This window comes from Chryseobacterium aquifrigidense, assembly GCF_006716485.1.
Classification (GTDB): domain Bacteria; phylum Bacteroidota; class Bacteroidia; order Flavobacteriales; family Weeksellaceae; genus Chryseobacterium; species Chryseobacterium vietnamense.
In genome coordinates this window covers 228737-249635 of record NZ_VFPD01000001.1, presented here as the reverse complement: position 1 = coordinate 249635, position 20899 = coordinate 228737, and the positions used below count along the sequence as shown (strand labels likewise).

Here is a 20899-nt window from a genome sequence, read left to right as displayed (position 1 = left end):
TAATTGAGTGTAAAAAACAATCTGTAAGACATAATTTAATTTAAGGATGAGTACAAATATTTTTACTCCTTTCACAGAAGAAGAATTAATGCCGAAAGAGGAAAAATTGGAGGTTATAAAGAAAGGGAAACAGTTCAGTATTGGAATTCCTAAAGAAACCTGTCTCAACGAAAGGAGAACCTGCATTACTCCTGACGCCGTACAGGTGTTGGTAGAGCACGGTCATGAGATCATTATTGAATCAGGTGCCGGAGAAGGTTCATTTTTTACAGATTTACAATATTCCGAATCAGGAGCGAAGATCACTAATGATCCTAAGGAAGCTTTCGGACAGGATCTTATCCTGAAGGTGAATCCTCCTACAGAAGATGAAATTGAGTATATGAAACCTAATACCTATCTGGTTTCAGCACTTCAGATTAACCTTAGAGACAAGGATTATTTCTTAAAGCTTGCAGAGAAAAAAATAAACGCCATTGCTTTTGAATTTATCGTTGATGAATACAAGCAGCTGGCTTTGGTAAGATTAGTCGGTGAAATTGCAGGAACCGTTTCTATCTTATATGCCTCAGAATTATTAGCCTTATCCAACGGTTTAATGCTTGGAGGAATTACAGGAGTAAGACCTGCAGAAGTTGTGATCCTTGGAGCCGGAATTGTGGGTGAATTTGCTACAAAAGCAGCCATTGGTTTAGGTGCGAGCGTAAAGGTTTTCGACAACTCCTTATCAAAACTGAGAAGACTTCACACCATCGTTGACAGCCGTGTACCGACTTCCATTATTGATCCTAAAGAACTCAGCAAAAGTTTAAGACGTGCCGATGTAGTGATTGGAGCATTGCCAAGACTTAACATGACGCCTATCGTTACCGAAGATATGGTGATGAAAATGAAAAAAGGCAGTGTCATCATCGATATCACGATAGACAACGGTAAAGTGATTGAAACTTCTGAGCTTACCACGATGGAAGATCCTTACATCATCAAACATGGAGTTATCCATTGCGGACTTCCGAACCTTACCTCAAGAATGCCGAGAACGACCACCAAGGCCATCTCGAATTTCTTCCTTTCCTATATTTTAAATTATGACGAAGAGGGCGGCTTTGAAAACATGCTGATCCGCAAAAACGAAATGAAGCAGAGCTTATATATGTACAAAGGAAGACATACCAAAAAGATCATCTGCGACCGTTTCGGACTTACGTACCACGATATCAATCTTTTAATTTTCTAATGAAGAAACTGAAATTTTATGCAATAGGCTTCGTTCCAGGGCTTTTGATCGTATTTTTTATTTTAAACAAAAAAGGGGCAAGCTGCAGCGGATATTTACCGAACAGCCGTGTGATTGCTGAAAGTCTTTCCAAAGAATTCAAATATTCTGAAGAAGCTAAAAATGCAATGACTGCCTACAAGATTGATGAGAAATTTATAAAAGACAGCATTATTACCAACGGAAAAGTAGATTTTGACCGCAGTCATGCACAAAAGAAACCATGCCCGGATTATCTTTTAACCTACCCTGAAAAGAATCCGTCTTACGAGATCACGTATGAAAAATGTGAAGAAACAGTGACGGTCAACAATCTTAAAAAACTGAAATAGTTTCAATAACTACGAGCTATGGACGGCAATTACTACATGATTCATGATTATCTGATATTCATCGGAGTCTTTGCCATTTTCCTGTTTCTGACCACCAGTATTTATCTTTTTAATCAGAATCAGAAGCTGAAACAGAGAAATACCAAACTATCAGAAACCAACAAACTTATTGAACAGCGTCTGAATGAAGTCCGTCTTGAACATATCGGGACAAAACTGAATCCGCATCTGTTTAAGAATATTCTCAATTCGGTGCAGTCTCATGCCTATCAGACGTATATGTCACTGGATAAGCTGGCGAATGTGCTGGACTATATTTTATACGAAAGCAACAATAAGTATGTAAGCCCGAAAGAAGAGCTTAATTTTGCTTTAAGCCTGATTGAGATTAATAAAATCAAGATCAACCCTCTTTTTGACTTCAGAATTAAATCCAGAATCAATAAATCTGACGCTTTGTACGAAGAAAAGGTATTTGCTCCTCTGATCTCTGTAGATCTTATTGAAAATGCCTTCAAGCATACGGATTTTCTGGCTCAGGATTCTTTTATTTCCATTTATATGGAGCTTGAAAATGGCATGTTCACCATGAAAGTCAGCAATAAAGCTTCTCTGAAAAACATTCTGGAAAAGGAAAAAAGCGGTTTTGGAAGCCAGTCTTTTGATCAGAGACTTAAAATGATCTACAGCACTTATTATCAGCTGGAAAGAAGCTCAAAAAACGGAATCTTTACAGCGGAATTAAAAATCAATTTAGGAGAATTCTATGATAAAATGCGTTATTCTGGATGATGAATTACTGGCTATCAGTTATTTAAAACTTCTATGCGAACAAATTGAGAATGTAGAAGTGGTAAAGGCATTCAATGATCCTAAAATTTTTCTGAACGAAATAGACAATCTCGACTGTAATCTGTGTATTCTGGATATTGAAATGCCAGGAATGACAGGACTTCAGGTAGCTGAGATTATTTCAGGTTCCAAAAAAATCATCTTCACAACGGCTTATAAAGAATATGCAGCCGAAGCTTTCGATCTGAATGTGGTGGATTATGTAAGAAAACCCATCAAAAAAGAAAGATTAATCCAGGCCTTCGAAAAAGCTAAAGAGCTGGTAGAAAGTACGCCTAAAAAGACTTTCATCGAGTGGAATACCAACATTGGAAAAACCGTTATCTTCACAGAACAGATTTCTTACATCAAAACCTCTGAAATTGACAGCAGGGATAAAGATATTATGCTTATTGACGGAACGACGATCGTTTTAAAAAACCTGAATTTCAAAAACCTTCTGGAGATGCTGCCGTCAAAAGATTTTGCCCAGGTCAACAAAAAAGAAATCATTGCGCTGTCTTCCATCAAAGTATTTTCAACCAATGAAATTATCACTACTATTCCTACGGAAGATCACAGTTTTCTGAAACTTCAGATCGGCGATGCTTATAAAAGTTCACTGATGGAGCTATTCGGAAAATAGCCCTTTTTCAAATCTTTCCGGTTTTATTACAGAATACAGCCCCTTTATTACAACTCCCCTTTTTCAGTAAGTAATCCCTTTACTTTTGTATAGAATTAATTGATTTTATAATGAAAAACTGTTTCTATGCTGCAGGACTTCTCATATCCGGCTTGTGTTTTTCCCAGGAAACCTCCTCAAAATTAAAGGTTTCGTTTTTTGACGGGATAGCAGCAGCCGGATATGTAGATCATGGTGCATTTATCAACTTTACCGGACCGAACGTAAGCCTTACTTGCAAAAACGTAAAATTTATATTGGGAATGCTTCCTTCATTGAGAATTAAAGAAGACCGTTCATCGGGAACTAAAAACAGCCCTATTATGCCCACTTTAGCTGCCGGCTTCACTATGGTTTATAAAAAGATTGCCCTTCAGATTCCTGCTTATTACAATACGAAAACAGCCGATCAGAATGGCACCTGGAAAATAGGAATCGGGCTCGGCTATTCTTTCAGATAGATTTTATTACATTTTTTAGAACATTCGTTACATTTAAAAAAAAAGGATATTTAACATAACTATATTCTTATCAAATTTGCATAAAATATTGGAATCATGAATTTGGGGAAATACAAAAATTTAATTTTCTATATCACGACCATAGCCGTTTTTTCTGCTCTGATGTATTATTTCATCATTGAAGGACAGACGCTGGAAGTAAAGGAAAATATTGTTGCTAACACCAGCACCGGCTCTACCTGGGATAATTTCCTGGAATCATTCAAAACCAATCTTCACCATCCGCTTGCCTTATTATTGGCACAAATTGTCACTATTATTATGACAGCAAGGCTTTTTGGATGGATTTGTATGAAAATAAAACAGCCTACCGTAATCGGAGAAATGATTGCAGGTATTGTATTAGGACCATCACTTGTGGGAATGTATTTCCCTGAGTTTTCTGCATTTCTTTTTCCTAAAGAATCATTAGGCAACCTTCAGTTTCTGAGCCAGATAGGTCTTATCCTGTTCATGTATATCGTTGGGATGGAACTGGATCTGAGTGTATTAAGGAAAAAAGCTCATGATGCGGTTGTCATCAGCCATGCGAGTATTATTATTCCTTTTGCATTGGGAATAGGACTTTCTTATTTTGTTTATCAGGAATTTGCTCCGGATGGGATTCAGTTTACGTCTTTTGCTTTATTTATAGCCATTTCGATGAGTATCACTGCATTTCCGGTCCTGGCAAGAATCGTACAGGAAAGAAACCTTCAGAAAACCAAACTGGGAACGATTGTTATTACCTGTGCAGCTGCAGATGATATTACTGCATGGTGCATTCTGGCAGCAGTCATTGCTATTGTAAAAGCGGGTTCTTTTACAAGCTCTATCTATGTGATTATCATGGCTATTGCTTATGTATTTTTAATGATTAAAATTGTAAGACCTTTCCTGAAAAGAATCGGAGACCTTCAGGCCGGAAAAAATACGATCAGCAAACCCATGGTGGCTATTTTCTTTCTGACATTGATCTTATCTGCATATGCTACTGAAGTAATCGGTATTCACGCTTTATTTGGAGCCTTTATGGCAGGAGCTATTATGCCGGAAAATACAAAGTTCCGTACGCTTTTTATTGATAAGGTAGAGGATGTGGCATTGGTGCTTCTGCTTCCATTATTCTTTGTATTTACAGGACTTCGTACCCAGATTGGCCTGCTTAACGACAGCCACCTGTGGATGACGGCAGGATTTATTATTCTCACCGCAGTTCTTGGAAAGTTTGCAGGAAGTGCCCTGACCGCCAGGTTTGTAGGTATAAACTGGAAAGAAAGCTTAACGATAGGAGCTCTGATGAATACAAGAGGCCTTATGGAACTTATTGTGCTGAACATCGGATATGACCTTGGTGTTTTAAGCCCTGAAATTTTTGCAATGCTGGTGATCATGGCTCTCTTTACTACTTTCATGACAGGACCGGCACTGGATTTCATTAATTTTATTTTTAAATCTAAAAAGAACCAGGACGAGTCTATTCAGGATAATGATTCCAAATACCGCGTTCTTCTCTCATTTGACAAGCCGGAATCCGGAAGTACCTTATTGAAACTTGCACACAATTTTACTCATAAAATGAACGGCAATAAAAGCATCACCGCAATGAATATTGCTCCGGTAGATGAAATGCATGCCTATGACATCAACGAGTATGAGGAGTCACAGTTTCAGAATGTCATTGAAACCTCCCACGATCTGAATTTGGAGGTCACTACGCTCTTCAAAGCCTCTACTGATATTGAAAGCGATCTTACCAGCATTACCAACAAAGGACATTATGATCTTCTTCTGATCATGCTTGGAAAATCTATGTATGAAGGCAGTTTATTAGGAAGGTTATTAGGTTTTACCACCAAGATTATTAATCCTGAAAAACTACTGAACACGGTAAAAGGTAAAGGAAACATATTCAACAATTCTCCTTTTGACGATTTTACGCTTCAGATTCTCGACAAAACAAATATTCCTGTAGGAATTTTGGTGGAAAAAGATTTTAAAGCAGCCGATAAAGTATTTGTTCCGATCTTTAATCTGAGTGATTTCTACCTTCTTGAATATGCAAAAAGGTTGATCAATAACAATAATTCTCAGATTATCATCCTTGATGCTGCAGGACAGATCCGAAATAATATTGAGGTAAAAGAACTGATAAGAAGTATTGAACAGGTAGCTCCCAATCATATCACGCTGTACAATGAGAAAAAGATTGAGAAAGAATTCCTGAATTCCCAGGATCTGATGCTTATCAGCAGTAAAAGCTGGAAAAACCTGATCGATACAAAGAGTCTATGGCTGTCTGACATCCCATCCACATTAATAATATCAAATCCATAACACATAATACACACCGATATTTCTATTTCTATTTCTATTGAAGCTGTAAATATTATTCGTTGTCTGTAAAGAAAAAACGGGTATATTTATAGCTTCAATTTTTTGGGACATGCTGATTAACAGTGAAAATGGAGTTATAGAGCTGGAAGCCTTTGCTACCACACTTTATAAAGGAATGAGTCTTGATCACCTGAAACATTCTGATTTTTATAAAGAAAAGTATCATAATCTGTGGGATGTAAAAACCGGATATTTTTGGTATTATTTTAAGGCTATAGAAATACAGGGATATCAGGTATCTTTCAGCCTGTGCTTTTTTAAAGACCAGCTGGACATTATCCATATGAACACATGGGAAAATGGTGATGCCAAAGACTGGAATGAATGGACAGAAGAAAAAGAAATGAACGTTTTTCACCGGAACAACACTTTTCTATCGAAAATTCTGAATAAGCCTCCAACCCAAAAAAAGAAAAAACCTTACCCAAGCTGCACCTTCAAATTTCCCTGGGGAGATGTGTGGTCGGTCTACGACCCGAGAAGCGCCGCCAGCCTGATGGGAATCAATTATAATGAAGAGGAAAAACAAATACAAAATAACTTATAACCAAAGAATAAGATTTTACTATGTGCCGATATGCCATGATGGTTTACAAAGGACATTATGCCTGTTTTAACTGCCAGAAAACATTCAAACGCCGCCACCTGAAAGATGTGGACCGGGATGCTCAGACCTCTGTAGAAGCCAAGTGCCCTGAATGTGGAAATCTGATGGCCAATATGGGACTTGATTTTAAATCCCCTCCCAAAAATGATGACAAGCAATGGGCTCACATCCGTGATTTGTATACGGTTGGAATTACTTTTCATTCATGTGGATGCTCCGGACCGGGATATATTCCCCAGGACCGGAAGGCTATTATTGACTATCTAGAAAAAGTCCGTTCAGAATATATGAAATCGCTGGTATTCTGGAGATACCGGATAGAGCCAGAAAATAAAAAAGAACGCGAGCTGGATTATCAAAAAAACAGTTCACACCTATGGACCGTCAACCGTAATGCTTTTAAAGAAACAGTGACTAATCAGGAAGGAATCAACTATTGGCTTAAAAGAATTAATGAAGTGGAAGAAAGACTGAATATTATCAAAGCTGATAAACTATAACGCTACTCTAATTCACAAGCTTCAGAAGCCTTTTAAAATCTTCTTTGATCTCTTTCTCCTGCTCAGCCGGATAATCCGAACTGATACCTGATCCGTGTATGTCATTATTGCTGATCAGAATGATATTTCCGTTCTCAAAATAATTCCGGGTCATTGTAATCTTTGATTTTTTCAAATCAAATGCTTCAGTATCATTATTTTCTTTCATTGCTTTAGCATCGTAGAAAAGCGGTCGGTTATATTTATATTCTTTTTCGAAAACAAAAGAAAGTTGTCCGTTAAGAAGATAATATTCTGTCAGCTTCTGTCCCATTTCTCCATAATGTTTCGCAATTACTTTTTGCAGACCTCTATCCGTATAATAAAATGTTGCCTCCCCACCTTCTGCAGATTCTTCTTCAATATCCTTCTTTTTAACAGAAGCCCATGTTGTTATGGAATTGATACTTTTAAAATTAGCCTGAATAGGTTTTATCCTATTTTTTAAACTTTTGCTGCCTGTAGTATCTTTTTCGTCCAATATTTCCTCAATCTTTACAGTATCCCGAGCTTTGGTAGTGAAAAAAACAGATGCCTGATCACCAGACTTCTGAGCATATGCAGAACCTAAACTAATCAATAGTATGAAAACTCCATGCAAGAATCTATTCTTCATATTTTCTTTTTTTATAGCTTTAAAATTAAAAATTCCACTGGAAAGGTGGCGAAAATTCAAAGAATTTTTGACGGGGTGGTTTTCGGGGTGGTTTTCTTCACACCATCAATTTCATGTCGTAATTCTACGACAATTTTTAAAATTTAATCCCAAAAATTAATTTCCAACAGAGTTTTTTAATAGCTTTATCTGATAATTCACATTGGATGGAAATTGATTTTTTACAATATCAGGTACGAAACGGAGACACACTTACCTCCATCGCTTCCCGGCTGGGTATGAGCAGTGAGGAGCTTAAGGTGTTTCATAATTCTCATTGCCCGAAAATGGATAAAGTCTGGTTCGAAAACCTTAATGACGTTAAAAAGATTTTTGTCCCTATTCATTTTAAAACAGAATCTCAGAAGGAAAATGAAAAGAATAGCAGCCTTCCCTCTCGGTTCTCTGATTCCTTTTGGGCCCAGACATATAATATCAATGAAACTTTTGAGACCCCTTTTGAATCTCCGGTTAACATCGATTATACCATTGATTTAAATCTTAGAAAAGACAAAAACAAAGGTCAGTATGTGCTTAGCTACAGTCAAAAAGACTTTAAAACCGGGGGAAATGAACCGGATGATAAGGTAAGCGGCCTTTCTCTAGCCTGTATGAAAAGCATTATGCCTCTTGAATTTGTCCTAAATGAACAAGGCAGGATAAAAGGATTGGCAGATCATAAAAAAATTACAGACAACTTTACTCAAAAGCGTAAAGATATTGAAGAGTTTTATATAGGAGAAGTGGCTCAAAATTATATGGATTCGTTTGAAAGGAACATCAGCAATGAAGCATTTTTATTACAGCAATTTCAGAGTACGCTCCTCTTTCAGACTTTATTTCCTAAAACAGACTGGTTCCGGAGAAAAATAAAGTGGACAGAACGCTTTTATTTTTTACAGAATTCATTTCCGGTAGCCTGTGAAATCAATCCTGAACAGAAAAATGAAGAAGAAAACTCTGTTTTGACTATTTTAAACGGAAAAATCACCGAATTATGTACTCCGCAGGAGATCATGCGCGGGATCAGACTTCAGGAGCAGGCTGCAGAACCGGCTTCAGGAAATATCATATTAGAATACACCACTCACACCAAAAATAAGAATCTTCTTCAGGCTAAAGCCTCGGTTTTACTCAGCCATGAAGGAATATTGATACACCAACATCACATCAATATAACACAAGGATAATATGAAAAATTATGTCACACAAAAAGGCGACACTTTCAGTTCACTGGCCCGGCAGTTTAAGCTGAAAAATGAAGGTATTTTAAAAACTTACCATAATCTCCACTGTCCGCCGGAAGATGTCATGCAGGAACCTGTTCCGGGAAAAACGATTATGATTCCGGAAGATTCCCAGTTTATGACTGAGGAAACAGAACCTCAAAATATATCTCTATCTTCTCAGGAGGAATCTTCAGAAGATGTAGGCTCCGATGAAGGAAATTCAATGGAAGAAACTCCACAAAATGAAGAGCAGCCATCCGGAAAAACTGAACAGCAAACAGCTAAAGAGGAAAAGAAGGATAAAAAAGAAGACAGTGGCTCCAGTCCTCACGAAGGAAAATATTTCGTTGTGCAGAAAGGAACTGTGCAATGTAATCAGGGATTTAAATTTCCAAAATTTAAAGTGACCAGCCATCAGAAGCACTACTGGAATGATGAAGAAGGAAACGCTGATTATCTTGCTGTAACCGAGGATGACCTTCAACTGGATCCTGCAGCACAGCCGTTCGGACAATGCAAACTCAAGCCAACTTCAGGAGGCTATCTTCCGTGTGCTTATGCCCCAGCAGAAAAGTGGCAGAAGACGTATGAGAAAGTAAAAGTGATGGGAAAAAGCTGCGTTACAGAAATCTCAGAACTGATGTGCAGCACAGGAGGAAAAATAACTATTCTCAAGCACGGACAGCAAAGTGAAGTCGGTAAAAGCCAGGTTGCCAAAGCAAATACGCAGGAACAGCAGGTTTATAATCCCGTTGTGGATTTTGATGAATTCAAGGAAGATACAAAAGATACAGACGAACTTTATTACAGCTAAGCCATGACAGGAACTATTATCGGGAATCAGAATCCTCTGGTAGGAACAACCTATACCTACGAAATAAAACCTTCAGGACTCTCATTTGGTCTGAAAGGTGACTATGAATGGTATCTGTACAAGAAACAGAAAAACGGAAGCTGGAAAGATATTACCAACCAACCTAAAAAGGGTGAAAAAGTAACGTACAGATTCGGAGAAATAGGTCTGGGTATAGAATTTCAAATGAAAGTCTATGAGATTAAAAAAGGAATTTTGCCCGGCATGTCTGCCACCAAAGAACTGATTGGCAGCTGTATATTAATTCCGACCAGTGATAAGGTTTCAAAAATAGAGAAGGTAATTCTTTTCAACAGAGGCGCAAAAGACGTCAATAAAGCCAGCTACCGTGATACTCTTATTGCGCAGGCTCATTGCATAGCGATGTTTAATAGAGAAATTGAGTTTCACCTTTGGGAAGATGATGCTCCTGGAAAAGGCCACGATGCTAATATCAATAAAAATAATCGTCACACCCGCAGCTATAAGGCTCGGGTCAATGAAAAAGGAATTGCGGAAGTGTCCATTCCTCTGATGTCTGATGAAAAAATCCTTCGTCAGATGGCCAATCAGTTTTTGATGAAGGGTGACAGGAATGAAGGCGCGAATCATGAGTATTATGTTACGGCCACTTACTCAGGCCAAATTCAGGGAGCCAGCCAGGTGAATGTAGATGTAGCCAACCCTGATTATAAAGGGCAGCCTCAAAATCAGCCCCAACCTAAACCACAGCCTGATAAACACACCCCAAAATTCCCGGCCGGACAAGGAGGTGGTCCCAAACAGCCGGATCCTAAAGGCAATATTATAGAAGCGGTTTTCATTGATGATAAAGGAAATGAGCTTTCCAAAGTTGCAGTAGGTGATAAAGTAAGGGTAAGAATCCACTCCAAGAATATGGTGGGAAAACATATCCAGTATGTTATCTGGGAATATGATACCACTTCCAATGATGAAGTCTACAGAAGCGGAAATATTAAAATTCCTGCCGATGTATGTGATACTTCAGGATTTGTCATTACCAAAGACATTTTCGGAAAAGGAATAGACTCTCCTATCGGCGATCCGGATTCCGATACACAAAATTATTTCATCGAAATTATCTCCAAAGATCTTTCTGCAGAATCACAGAAATTTGGGGTAAATTCGGAAGGTCTGATGCAGGTGGAGAAGGTGAAGAGTGCGGCGGGGGTGCAAAATACACAGAAACCAGATAAGCCAGGAAGTTGTATATGTCAGGAACAATACAAAGATCTAATATGGGGTGGAAAAGTAAGTTGTGAGTTTAGGAAGAAAGTAGTACAAATATGTGCTGAATTATGGGGTGAAAATAGAAAGTTAGAAATGGCAAATGGATTAATGGCTGTAATGAATGTTGAAACGGCAAGCTCATTTAAAGCACACCAAATAATGGGGCAAACTTTAAAGAATGTTAAGGCCATAACAAAAGATGATTTTTGGCTTGTTCAAAAAGATAAAAAAACAGGGAAAGAAGTTCGTACTTCACGAGCAGTTGGATTAATTCAATTTACACAATCTGCGTTACAAGCAATTGGAGAATTTAAATCTGGTAGTGGATTTGATAAATTACATGAAGTAAAATTACGTTTTGCAACAATGGGAGAAATTAAACAACTTGATTATGTTAAAAAATATTTTGAACCTTCAAAAAATAAAATTAAAACCCCAGAAGACATTTATTTACATGTATTTGCTCCTAAAGGTGTAAATCAATCAGATAATTATGTTTTATATGAGAAAGGAACTATTGAATATACTCAGAATGAAAGTGTTGATAAAAAAAGTAAAGGAACAAATAAAGGAGATGGTAAGATTCAACGTTCCGAAATTTTAGAAAGATATCATAATAGTTATAATGATGGAATTACTAATAAAACACAAAAATTTACTTGTAATAATTCTCCTGAAAAACCAGATGAAAAGCAATCATCCAAATGCCCAGAAGATTGTTCACAATGCTTTGAATATGCTGATGTAATAGATAACCCTAAATTAAATGATCAAAGTAACAATGTAAATAAAAATAGATTCCACAGAACCCCTCGGTACAATAACAAACACCCAAAAGGATACTATCATACAGGTACAGATATCTTAGCACAATTAGACAAAGAATTAAAATCAATGCTGTGTGGAGAAGTTGTAGAAGCTCTTGACACAAAAGGTGATTTAGGAAAAATAGTTACTATTAAATCAAAAGATAAAAATGGTAAATTTATTTGGATAAGATACTGTCATTTAAATTCATTTTCTGTATCAAAAGGGCAGAAAATAAAACATGGAAAAGCTTTTGGTAAATCGGGTAATACTGGTAATGCAAAAGATATTTCACCTCAGTATTATCATGTTCACATCGAAGCATCAACTGACGGAGTTTTCTATGGAGGAACTACACGTGTCGATCCAGAACAATTTATGAAAACAAAATTTGATGAAACTATAAAAGGAAATCATATTAAATAATAAACATGAATAAAATATTTTTTATAATCATTGCAATTATCACTTTACAAAGTTGTAATGGACAAGAAAAAAATAAAAGTCAAAATTCTAAAACTACTAAAATTACAGTCCAAGATGATAACACTATCAATTTTCTAGATGTAAAATACCAAGAAACTGGTTTTTTCATTCCAGACATCTCCAATCCTTATCCAACATATACCTATTCAGATAAAAAAATAGGTATTTTCAGCGTAGACTTTATTGGAAAAACGGATGAAACTCAATATTTTTGGAATCCTAGTAATTTGAAAGGTTATTATTCAAAATCTACTAACCCTGAAAATGATGCCCAAAATTCAAAAGCGATAAAAAATCTTATTAAAGAAAATGATTATTATGTAGTTGCCTCATATCTACCTAATAAATTCATTACTTATACTGGAGGGGAAGCTGGAGAATTTGAACCAAAACAAAATGCAAAAACAACATTTTATTTATATGAAGATAGAAAATGGAAACAAATAGGAGAAATAGAAACTTCAAAAATTCCAGAAGATATTTTAGCTTTTGAAACCAGTCTTATTCAGAAAGAGCTCTTTAAAAATCTCAAAAACAATTCATCAATTTACGATGGTATTCATTCTACTTCAGTAGAAACAGAAGCTACAACAACAGGTATGGCTTCTATTTCATATAAATTTGACATTAAAAAAAATAATATATTGTTATCCTTAAACACATATAAAGAGTCCAACCTGTGTGAAGGTAAATATATAGGTATCGAACAAGACAATCACCTAGAAGTCTATTATAGTGGTGATCAATTAAATTGTGTAAGTATTGATCCAAAATTTATAATTAAACACGACAAAAATCAATTTTATATAAAGGGAATAGGAGGCGAATCTACTAATAGTGAGTGGATAATGATGCAATAAATATAGTTTAAAGATCAAAAAAGATGGATTTAAAAAATAATTATTACAATTTAGGCCATCTAGAATTTCTGGGATTCTAATAAGGCCGAAAACTCCTATTGCTGGATTCTAAAATAAACACAAATAATGAAAAATATTTCTTTAGCTCTTTTGTATTCATTTCTACTTTCTTGCACCAGACAAGAAAGTAAACTTCAATTGCGTAATATTAAAGATATAATTTCATTAAAAGACGCACCTTATAACATTACAGATGAAGGAGACGGCACAAAATCAAACTATGATGACCTGTCTCCTGAATTTATCAACAAAGCGAAAAAAGTATTAGAGCAAAGAAAATTTCAATTTCCGGATGAAAATACCTTTAATCAAAAAATTTTGGATGTATTTTCTTTCAATTTAAAAGATTATAAAAATTCCATAATTGCTTTACGTACGGCAATGTTTCCAGAGGTAGCTATTAAAGAAAATAAATTTATTTTCATTCAGGACGCTGGTGCTGCCGAACCAGAGTTTATAAATCCTGACTTGTTATATCATTTTAATTCTTACGTATTTTATAATACTCCTGTATCATATGTTTGGTTGCAAACAAACAATTTAAATCTTTTATACGATTTAGTTGTTTACTATGGATACAATAGGGATAAAAAGCTTGTAGAATCAGTATTTAAAAAATTCGATTTTAATAGCCTTTCCGATATGGAGCAGTTAATTTTTGTAGATTCTGACGGCTATAAAAAATTAAAAAAACAAATATTTGACGACATAGAAACTATTATTTATAAAGGTAAAGTTGAAGACTTTTCTTATGCTAAAGAAGGTAATGGTTATTTAAGAATAGGTGATATAATAAATAAAATATCATCATCTCCAAAAGAATATTTTGAACCTGAAAAAACAATATCTTACTTATTTGAAAGAGAATTAAGAGTTGGAATACAAGGTAATATTGAAAGCTATTTAAATAAAAATCCAATATATATATCAAATCTGGAAAAAAATAAATTTTATGATTTACCTACTTTAAAAGACTATGTGAAATATATTTATCAAAAAGAAAGCAATACCAATTTTATCATTCAGGATAGTGATGGTTTTACCAATCTAAGGAAGGAGAAAAACTCTTCTTCCCAAATCTTACAAAAGATCAACACCGGTGAACAAGTTGAAGTTTTAAACCAAAACGGAGATTGGTGGTTAGTGGTTTCTAAAGAAGGTAAAAAAGGATATGTCCATAAAAGCAGGATAAAATCTGAATAAATAACTTAATCAAATGATGAAACCCTTTTTAATGGTATTTGTACTCATACTTGTTGCATGTTCAGACAAGCCAAGAGAAACATCAACATCTGAAGTTTCAAGCAAGTCAGATAACACTAAAAACCTACTTCAATTAACTAAAATCAATTGTGACGAAGAAAGTACAGAATCAACAAGTTATACATTAAACTGTAAAAACTTCATTGTCTCAAATCCCCTTATTGAAGGAAGTGATCAAAACAGATATGAACTTATAACTTTTGTTTTTGATGACATAGAGAAGGCTATAATTAGGAAAATCAATAATGAAGATCTAGAAACCTCTTCTCCTATTGTATATTTTTCAAATACCTCTAAAAACTATATCATCTTCTTTCCTATAAATGGTGAAAACCATTTTGGGTGGAAATTATATCTGTATAAAAATAAAGTTTCATACCCGTTGGGACAAAGGGTATTATATTGGAAACCAGATTATGAAGAATCTGATATTAATTATTCTGGTATCTTAAAAATCTATGAAACAGGAGATAATATTCTTGTTGAAATACCAAGTAAGTATATTATTAAAAATGATAATGATTACCAAAATTATCCTAATTATTTAGATGGAAAATATTATGAGAAGGAAGAGAAATCCTACTTTGAATTTTCAATATCAAAAATAGAATATTACAAAAAGTATACAAATGGACTTTTTGAAGGAGATTATAATAAAATGATTAATAATAAAATAATTGACTTAATAAAATAAGCCATTCATAAGTATAGAATATCTGATAGATTTTCTAGGAATGCTCACTTCAATTTATTATAAATTAGAGACCATAAAATCACTGAATGTAAAAACTTTGAATTAATGAAGGGTATATTATTTATAGCAATTTTAGCATTTTCGGTTATTGCTTCTTGTCAAAAGAAAGAACAGACAATAATTGATAATTCAAAAAATATAACTATGGAAACACCTCAATGCCTTCAATCTCAACTTCAGGCAGGTTTCTCAGCAGAAAAAAGTGAGACAGATTATCCTAATTATAATTATAACGAAACTGATCTTGATTGCTCTATACCTATATTAGAATCAGAATTATCCAAAAAAGGCTATAGGTCTCCATCTACAGAAGAGTTTATTAAAAAAGTATTTGATATTTTCAACCGAAAGATTGATTATGATATGGCTACTAAATATGTTTATTTAGATGGCAATAATCTTTGTAATAAGTCAATTACCTATAATAGAAACTCAGATGATGAAATGACTCCTAAATCTTATTATATAGTTAAAAATAATAAATTTATCACTGAATTATTTGCAATTCCTGAAATTACAGATTATTCAAAAGTATTTCCCGAATCTAAAAATTTTGAAGACAATGTTAAAAAAATCCAAAATGAGGTAAGCATTACAAAATGGAATGAAGATAAAAATTTAACACAAAAACGTTTCGAAAATATAAATAAAATAGCAGCTCGCAATAAATACCTATTTAATGATAGTAAGTCTGATTTAGCATGGTTACTAGCACATGATAAAAACTTCTTAAAACAATTGGTTACTACTTTTGGATATGATAAAGAAGAAAAAATAAATAAGCAGGTTATAGAGGATCTATACAAATCATATACAGAATCAGGACAACTTTGGCAGGCAGTAAAACTAGGTGAAATATTTTTCACTAAAGATTGCCAAGGAAAATTAAAGATTCAGGAGGGTTTATTAAGCTATGTTTTTAACAACACCAATGAGAATGATGACAGATTGATATATGCATTGAGCAATTACCTAAATTATTTATTCAAAGATGACAAAGATGGTATTTTTGCTGAAGCACCGTCTAAAAAATTCAGTGTTGAAGAAAAAGCAAAAATAATAGCTTATGTAGCAAATATAGAAAGTCCTGCATTTTATAAATATAAACCTTTAAATAGTAGTCGTGCTTGGCAAAAGGCAGGAACTTCGTTCTACAATATAACAGGTGCACATCCAGAAATATTAAAGATTATTGAACAAAATAATTATTATGGATTAACTCCTGTAAAGAATGTTGTTGAAAATGGACAGTTAGAAGATGAAGCCTCACTGTCTCCTCAAGGAGATTAGCTTTATTTACAGATATTAGATTAGATTTCAAGTAATTACTCTAGCATATGAATAGATTACTCTTATTAATAACTATACTAATATCATACAAAAGTCCTTCACAAGAGAGAAATAAAGACAATAATATTACAAGGAGAAGTCATAGTAGAAGCCTAAAAAACATCATCAAAAGCCAACTCATCCCATCCCTATACAATTTAGAAAAGAAAATTTCGTCTCATTAAAAAAATATTTATACCTTTGCTCTGTGATTTTTAACAACGGAACATATTATTATAGAATTTTTACCTCAGCTCTGGGATAGGATTCTTATGAATATAATTTAAAACCTCGTCCTAGGGACGAGGTTTTTTTATTTAAAAAAATGTAAAAAGATGAAAATAAGTATTATTGGAGTGGGATTAATCGGAGGTTCGATGGCTTTGAAATTAAAAGAGAAAAACCTGGCCAGCTTCATCTATGGAATCGATAACAATACACAGCATATTAGTGACGCATTGGATCTTAAGATCATCGATGCCGGAGTAGATCTTGAGCATGGAATTAAAAATTCGGATCTGATTGTTCTTGCTATCCCTGTAGATGCTGCCAGGAAAATGTTACCTTCTGTTTTGGATCTTGTATCTGATCAGCAGACTGTAATGGATGCAGGTTCCACCAAAGCAGGCATTGTACATGCGGTAAAAAACCACCCGAAAAGATCAAGGTTTGTAGCCTTTCACCCGATGTGGGGAACGGAAAACAATGGTCCGAAATCCGCTATTGCTGAAAGTTTCTCCGGAAAAGCAGGTGTGATATGCAACAAAGAAGAATCGGCTGATGATGCTCTGGCTACCGTTGAAAAGGTAGTCAATGCCTTGGATATGCACATGATTTACATGAATGCAGAAGATCATGATGTTCACACCGCTTACATCTCTCATATCTCCCATATTACCTCTTACGCCCTTGCTAATACCGTACTGGAAAAAGAACGTGAAGAAGAAACGATTTTCCAGCTTGCCAGTTCCGGTTTTTCAAGTACCGTACGTCTTGCCAAATCGCATCCGGAAATGTGGGTTCCCATTTTTAAACAGAACAAAGAAAATGTACTGGATGTTCTGAACGAACATATCACTCAGCTCAGAAAATTTAAATCCGCTCTGGAAAAAGAAAACTATGAATACCTTCAAGAGTTGATTTCCAACGCCAACAGAATCAGAGGAATTTTAAGATAAAGATCCTTTACACAATACTAAAAGCCCGACGGTTTTTACTTTTATTTTATTAAGAAACCCTTAGTCAGTAATGGCTAAGGATTTTATTTTTAAAATAGTGTTATTTATATTAACATTCCGGAACGTTAACTGCAATCGCAAGTCCGCCCTCAGAAGTTTCTTTAAAACGGTCACTCATCGACTGGGCAGTTTCCCACATCGTCAGAATCACCTCATCTAATGTTACTTTTGCTTTCGTAGGATCGCTTTCCAGTGCAATATTGGCTGCCGTAATGGCCTTCATTGCACCCATAGTATTTCTTTCAATACACGGAATCTGTACCAGCCCTTTAATTGGGTCACAGGTTAATCCCAGATGATGTTCCATTGCAATTTCTGCCGCCATCAATACCTGTCCTACACTTCCTCCTAATATTTCTGTAAGTCCGGCAGCTGCCATTGCGGAAGAGACTCCGATTTCTGCCTGGCATCCACCCATCGCTGCAGAAATGGTTGCATTTTTCTTGAATAATGTTCCGATTTCTCCTGCTACAAGTAAGAATCGTACAATATCATCCTCATTGGTAAATGGTGTAAATGCCTGCGCATACATCAATACAGCCGGAATTACTCCACTTGCGCCATTGGTAGGTGCGGTAATAATTCTTCCGAAACTTGCATTCTCTTCATTCACTGCCAGTGCAAAACAGGCAATCCATTTGTTGATATTCGTAAAGTTCTCTTCAGCGTCTACTACCTGCTGGAACCATTCGTCTTTATTTTTATAGATCTTATCTCCTAACAGTTTTCTGTTGATTCCTGCGGCTCTTCGGGAAACATTCAGTCCGCCCGGAAGAATTCCTTCTTTATTGACCCCTTTGTAAATACATTCTTTGATCTGCTGCCAGATATAAAGCGCCTCCTGTCTCGTTTCTTCCTGAGTTCTCCAGCTTTCTTCATTCATAAAAATCAGATCTGAAATCTTATCAAATCCCAGTTTTTCACAATATTTTGCAATATCCGAAGCCTTATGACAAGGATACAATGTACGTACACACTGCTTTTGGATAGAGTTTTTTTCCTGGCTGGCAATGAAACCGCCTCCTACAGAATAAAAGTCCTGCACAAGTTCAGTTTCGTCTTCAAAAACAGCTCTGAAGATCATTCCGTTCGGATGAAAATCAAGGCTCTTTTTCATGTTTAAAATCAAATGATGTCCGTAGATAAACGGAATTACCTTTTCACCACCAAGGTTAATGGTTTGAGTACTCTTGATGTAATCTATCTTTTCATCAATTTTTGAAGTATTGATGGTTTTAAAATCTTCTCCATTCAATCCAAGCATTCCTGCAATATCAGTTCCGTGCCCAATCCCCGTTTTTGCGAGTGAGCCAAAAAATTCAAGAAAAACCTCTTTAACTTCTTCTATTGATCTTTCTCTTTTTATAATCCTGATAAATGCTGCTGCTGCATTCCAAGGTCCCATTGTATGTGAACTGGATGGGCCTATTCCTACTTTAATAATTTCAAAAACCGATATTGATTCCATAAATGATTCGTCATTTTCCTCAAAAACAAAGATACATGATAAATCCTAAAATATACCTTCAAATTTTTAATGAAATTAACATATCATCACAATATAAAAGCTATTGCAGGCACTCCTCATGCTGAGACAAATCAAGCCCTTTATTTTCAGACTCTTCGGAAACTCTTAATGTAATCAGTGAGTTTGTAAATTTATATAAGATGAGTGATCCTAAAAAAGTAAAAGCAGAAACTAAAACCAGGGCTGCCATATGATGAAGAAAAACATCAATTCCCCCGTGAAGCAGACTTGCTTTTTCACCATGTGCAAAGATAGCGGTAAGAATCATTCCCATAATCCCTCCTACTCCATGGCAGGCAAAAACATCCAGGGTATCATCTACTTTCTTTAAAACTTTCCAGTTTACCATCAGATTGGAAACGATCGCTGTAATAAATCCAATAAAAAGACTTTCCGGAATACTTACAAAACCACATCCCGGAGTAATCGCCACCAGCCCTACTACAGCTCCAATACATGCACCCAAAGCTGAAATACTTCTTCCGTTTATTCTGTCAAAAAAGATCCAGGTCATCATCGCAGAGGCAGACGCTATGGTAGTTGTCCCAAAAGCTGTAGCTGCAGAAGCAGAAGCACTCAAAGCAGATCCTGCATTAAATCCGAACCATCCAAACCACAGCATTCCTGTTCCCAGAAGTACATATGGTATGTTGGAAGGCTCATGGTGAGGATTCTTTCTGTTTCCTACCACCAGAGCTCCTGCAAGGGCCGCAAAACCGGCACTCATATGCACAACAGTTCCTCCTGCGAAGTCTTTTACCCCAAAATATTTGTTCAAAAGACCATCAGGATGCCATACCATATGACAAAGCGGCGTATAAATAAATAGGCTGAAAAGAACGATGAATAGTAAATAAGAGATAAAACGCACCCTTTCTGCAAAAGATCCGGTAATAATCGCGGGAGTAATAACAGCAAATTTCATCTGAAACAAGGCAAAAAGGATAAATGGTATGGTGGGAGCCATCAGTTTATGCGGAAGATTTCCTACTCCGCTAAAAAATGGATAACTGAGCGGATTCCCAATGATACCGTAATGTTTGCCAGCAATGGTAATGCCTAAAGATTCACCGAAAGACAAAGAAAAACCTACGACTACCCAGACCATAGAGATCACTCCTAAAGCAATAAAACTCTGCAGCATGGTAGAAATTACATTTTTCTTTCCCACCATTCCTCCGTAAAAAAAGGAAAGCCCAGGTGTCATAAGCAGAACAAGTCCTGCCGCTGCCAAAATCCAGGCAACATCGGCACCAACAATTTTATCTTCACTTAAAAATTCTCCTGTATCAGGAATATCTGTAACCGGATTCCAGAACAATCCACCAATTGCAACGAGTGTGATTATTGAGAATGAAACAATCCATTTTAATCCTACTTTCATAAAATTTATATTTAACCCTATCAAATTTAAATATA

At 35.5% G+C, this 20899-nt stretch carries 19 protein-coding genes; 16 read left to right on the top strand and 3 right to left on the bottom strand.

The genetic code is table 11. The annotated features are described in order from the left end of the window. The first annotated feature begins 46 nt into the window (after positions 1–46). The 8 genes from FB551_RS01165 to FB551_RS01130 all read left to right on the top strand — a co-directional run bounded on the left by FB551_RS01165 (position 47) and on the right by FB551_RS01130 (position 7128). Entirely contained in the window at positions 47–1237 is a 1191-nt protein-coding gene (locus FB551_RS01165) for an alanine dehydrogenase (RefSeq protein WP_047432597.1), read from the top strand. Further along, positions 1237–1608: a DUF4258 domain-containing protein gene (locus FB551_RS01160; RefSeq protein ID WP_142014189.1), complete on the top strand. Its 372-nt coding sequence runs from the start codon at positions 1237–1239 to the stop codon at positions 1606–1608. Before FB551_RS01165 ends, FB551_RS01160 begins: the two co-directional genes overlap by 1 nt. A gap of 18 nt (positions 1609–1626) precedes the next feature. Continuing rightward, a complete protein-coding gene (locus tag FB551_RS01155) occupies positions 1627–2400 on the top strand; it encodes a histidine kinase (protein WP_142014186.1) in 774 nt (257 codons plus the stop codon). Beyond that, on the top strand, positions 2375–3085 hold the full coding sequence (locus tag FB551_RS01150; RefSeq protein WP_047432602.1) for a LytR/AlgR family response regulator transcription factor: 711 nt from the start codon (positions 2375–2377) through the stop codon (positions 3083–3085). The genes FB551_RS01155 and FB551_RS01150 overlap by 26 nt, the downstream gene beginning before the upstream one ends. A gap of 110 nt (positions 3086–3195) precedes the next feature. Further along, the gene (locus FB551_RS01145) at positions 3196–3585 is read left to right on the top strand and encodes a hypothetical protein (protein WP_142014182.1); all 390 of its coding nucleotides are present in this window, start codon (positions 3196–3198) and stop codon (positions 3583–3585) included. Positions 3586–3687: 102 nt separating this feature from the next. Continuing rightward, on the top strand, positions 3688–5961 hold the full coding sequence (locus FB551_RS01140; protein ID WP_082001995.1) for a cation:proton antiporter: 2274 nt from the start codon (positions 3688–3690) through the stop codon (positions 5959–5961). A gap of 109 nt (positions 5962–6070) precedes the next feature. Continuing rightward, the gene (locus tag FB551_RS01135) at positions 6071–6568 is read left to right on the top strand and encodes a hypothetical protein (RefSeq protein WP_142014179.1); all 498 of its coding nucleotides are present in this window, start codon (positions 6071–6073) and stop codon (positions 6566–6568) included. Between the two features lie 20 nt (positions 6569–6588). Beyond that, a complete protein-coding gene (locus tag FB551_RS01130) occupies positions 6589–7128 on the top strand; it encodes a hypothetical protein (protein WP_047432610.1) in 540 nt (179 codons plus the stop codon). 7 nt (positions 7129–7135) lie between these two features. Here FB551_RS01130 and FB551_RS01125 read toward each other — a convergent pair whose 3' ends face one another. After that, positions 7136–7783 carry a hypothetical protein gene (locus FB551_RS01125; protein WP_142014177.1) on the bottom strand — a complete coding sequence of 216 codons (648 nt, stop codon included), beginning with the start codon at positions 7781–7783 and terminating at the stop codon, positions 7136–7138. Between the two features lie 206 nt (positions 7784–7989). Between FB551_RS01125 and FB551_RS01120 the strand changes: the two genes are divergently transcribed. The 8 genes from FB551_RS01120 (at position 7990) to FB551_RS01085 (ending at position 17892) form a co-directional block, all read left to right on the top strand. Continuing rightward, positions 7990–9012 carry a LysM peptidoglycan-binding domain-containing protein gene (locus FB551_RS01120; protein WP_142014174.1) on the top strand — a complete coding sequence of 341 codons (1023 nt, stop codon included), beginning with the start codon at positions 7990–7992 and terminating at the stop codon, positions 9010–9012. A 1-nt stretch (position 9013) separates the two neighbouring features. After that, positions 9014–9865 carry a DUF4280 and LysM peptidoglycan-binding domain-containing protein gene (locus FB551_RS01115; RefSeq protein WP_142014171.1) on the top strand — a complete coding sequence of 284 codons (852 nt, stop codon included), beginning with the start codon at positions 9014–9016 and terminating at the stop codon, positions 9863–9865. 3 nt (positions 9866–9868) lie between these two features. Then, complete coding sequence (locus FB551_RS01110) at positions 9869–12388, top strand: M23 family metallopeptidase (RefSeq protein ID WP_142014168.1); 2520 nt, start codon at positions 9869–9871, stop codon at positions 12386–12388. Between the two features lie 5 nt (positions 12389–12393). Then, the gene (locus FB551_RS01105) at positions 12394–13308 is read left to right on the top strand and encodes a hypothetical protein (protein WP_142014165.1); all 915 of its coding nucleotides are present in this window, start codon (positions 12394–12396) and stop codon (positions 13306–13308) included. 126 nt (positions 13309–13434) lie between these two features. After that, the gene (locus FB551_RS01100; protein WP_047432626.1) at positions 13435–14571 is read left to right on the top strand and encodes an SH3 domain-containing protein; all 1137 of its coding nucleotides are present in this window, start codon (positions 13435–13437) and stop codon (positions 14569–14571) included. Between the two features lie 13 nt (positions 14572–14584). Then, complete coding sequence (locus FB551_RS01095) at positions 14585–15325, top strand: hypothetical protein (RefSeq protein ID WP_142014162.1); 741 nt, start codon at positions 14585–14587, stop codon at positions 15323–15325. Between the two features lie 105 nt (positions 15326–15430). Next, positions 15431–16675, top strand: coding sequence for a hypothetical protein (locus FB551_RS01090; protein WP_142014159.1), 1245 nt, complete (start codon positions 15431–15433; stop codon positions 16673–16675). 374 nt (positions 16676–17049) lie between these two features. After that, entirely contained in the window at positions 17050–17892 is an 843-nt protein-coding gene (locus FB551_RS01085; RefSeq protein ID WP_142014156.1) for a prephenate dehydrogenase, read from the top strand. Positions 17893–18001: 109 nt separating this feature from the next. Here the strand turns inward: FB551_RS01085 and FB551_RS01080 are convergent, their stop codons facing one another. Beyond that, complete coding sequence (locus FB551_RS01080) at positions 18002–19420, bottom strand: L-serine ammonia-lyase (RefSeq protein WP_142014153.1); 1419 nt, start codon at positions 19418–19420, stop codon at positions 18002–18004. Between the two features lie 100 nt (positions 19421–19520). Beyond that, positions 19521–20864 carry an ammonium transporter gene (locus FB551_RS01075; protein ID WP_142014151.1) on the bottom strand — a complete coding sequence of 448 codons (1344 nt, stop codon included), beginning with the start codon at positions 20862–20864 and terminating at the stop codon, positions 19521–19523. Positions 20865–20899 lie beyond the last annotated feature (35 nt).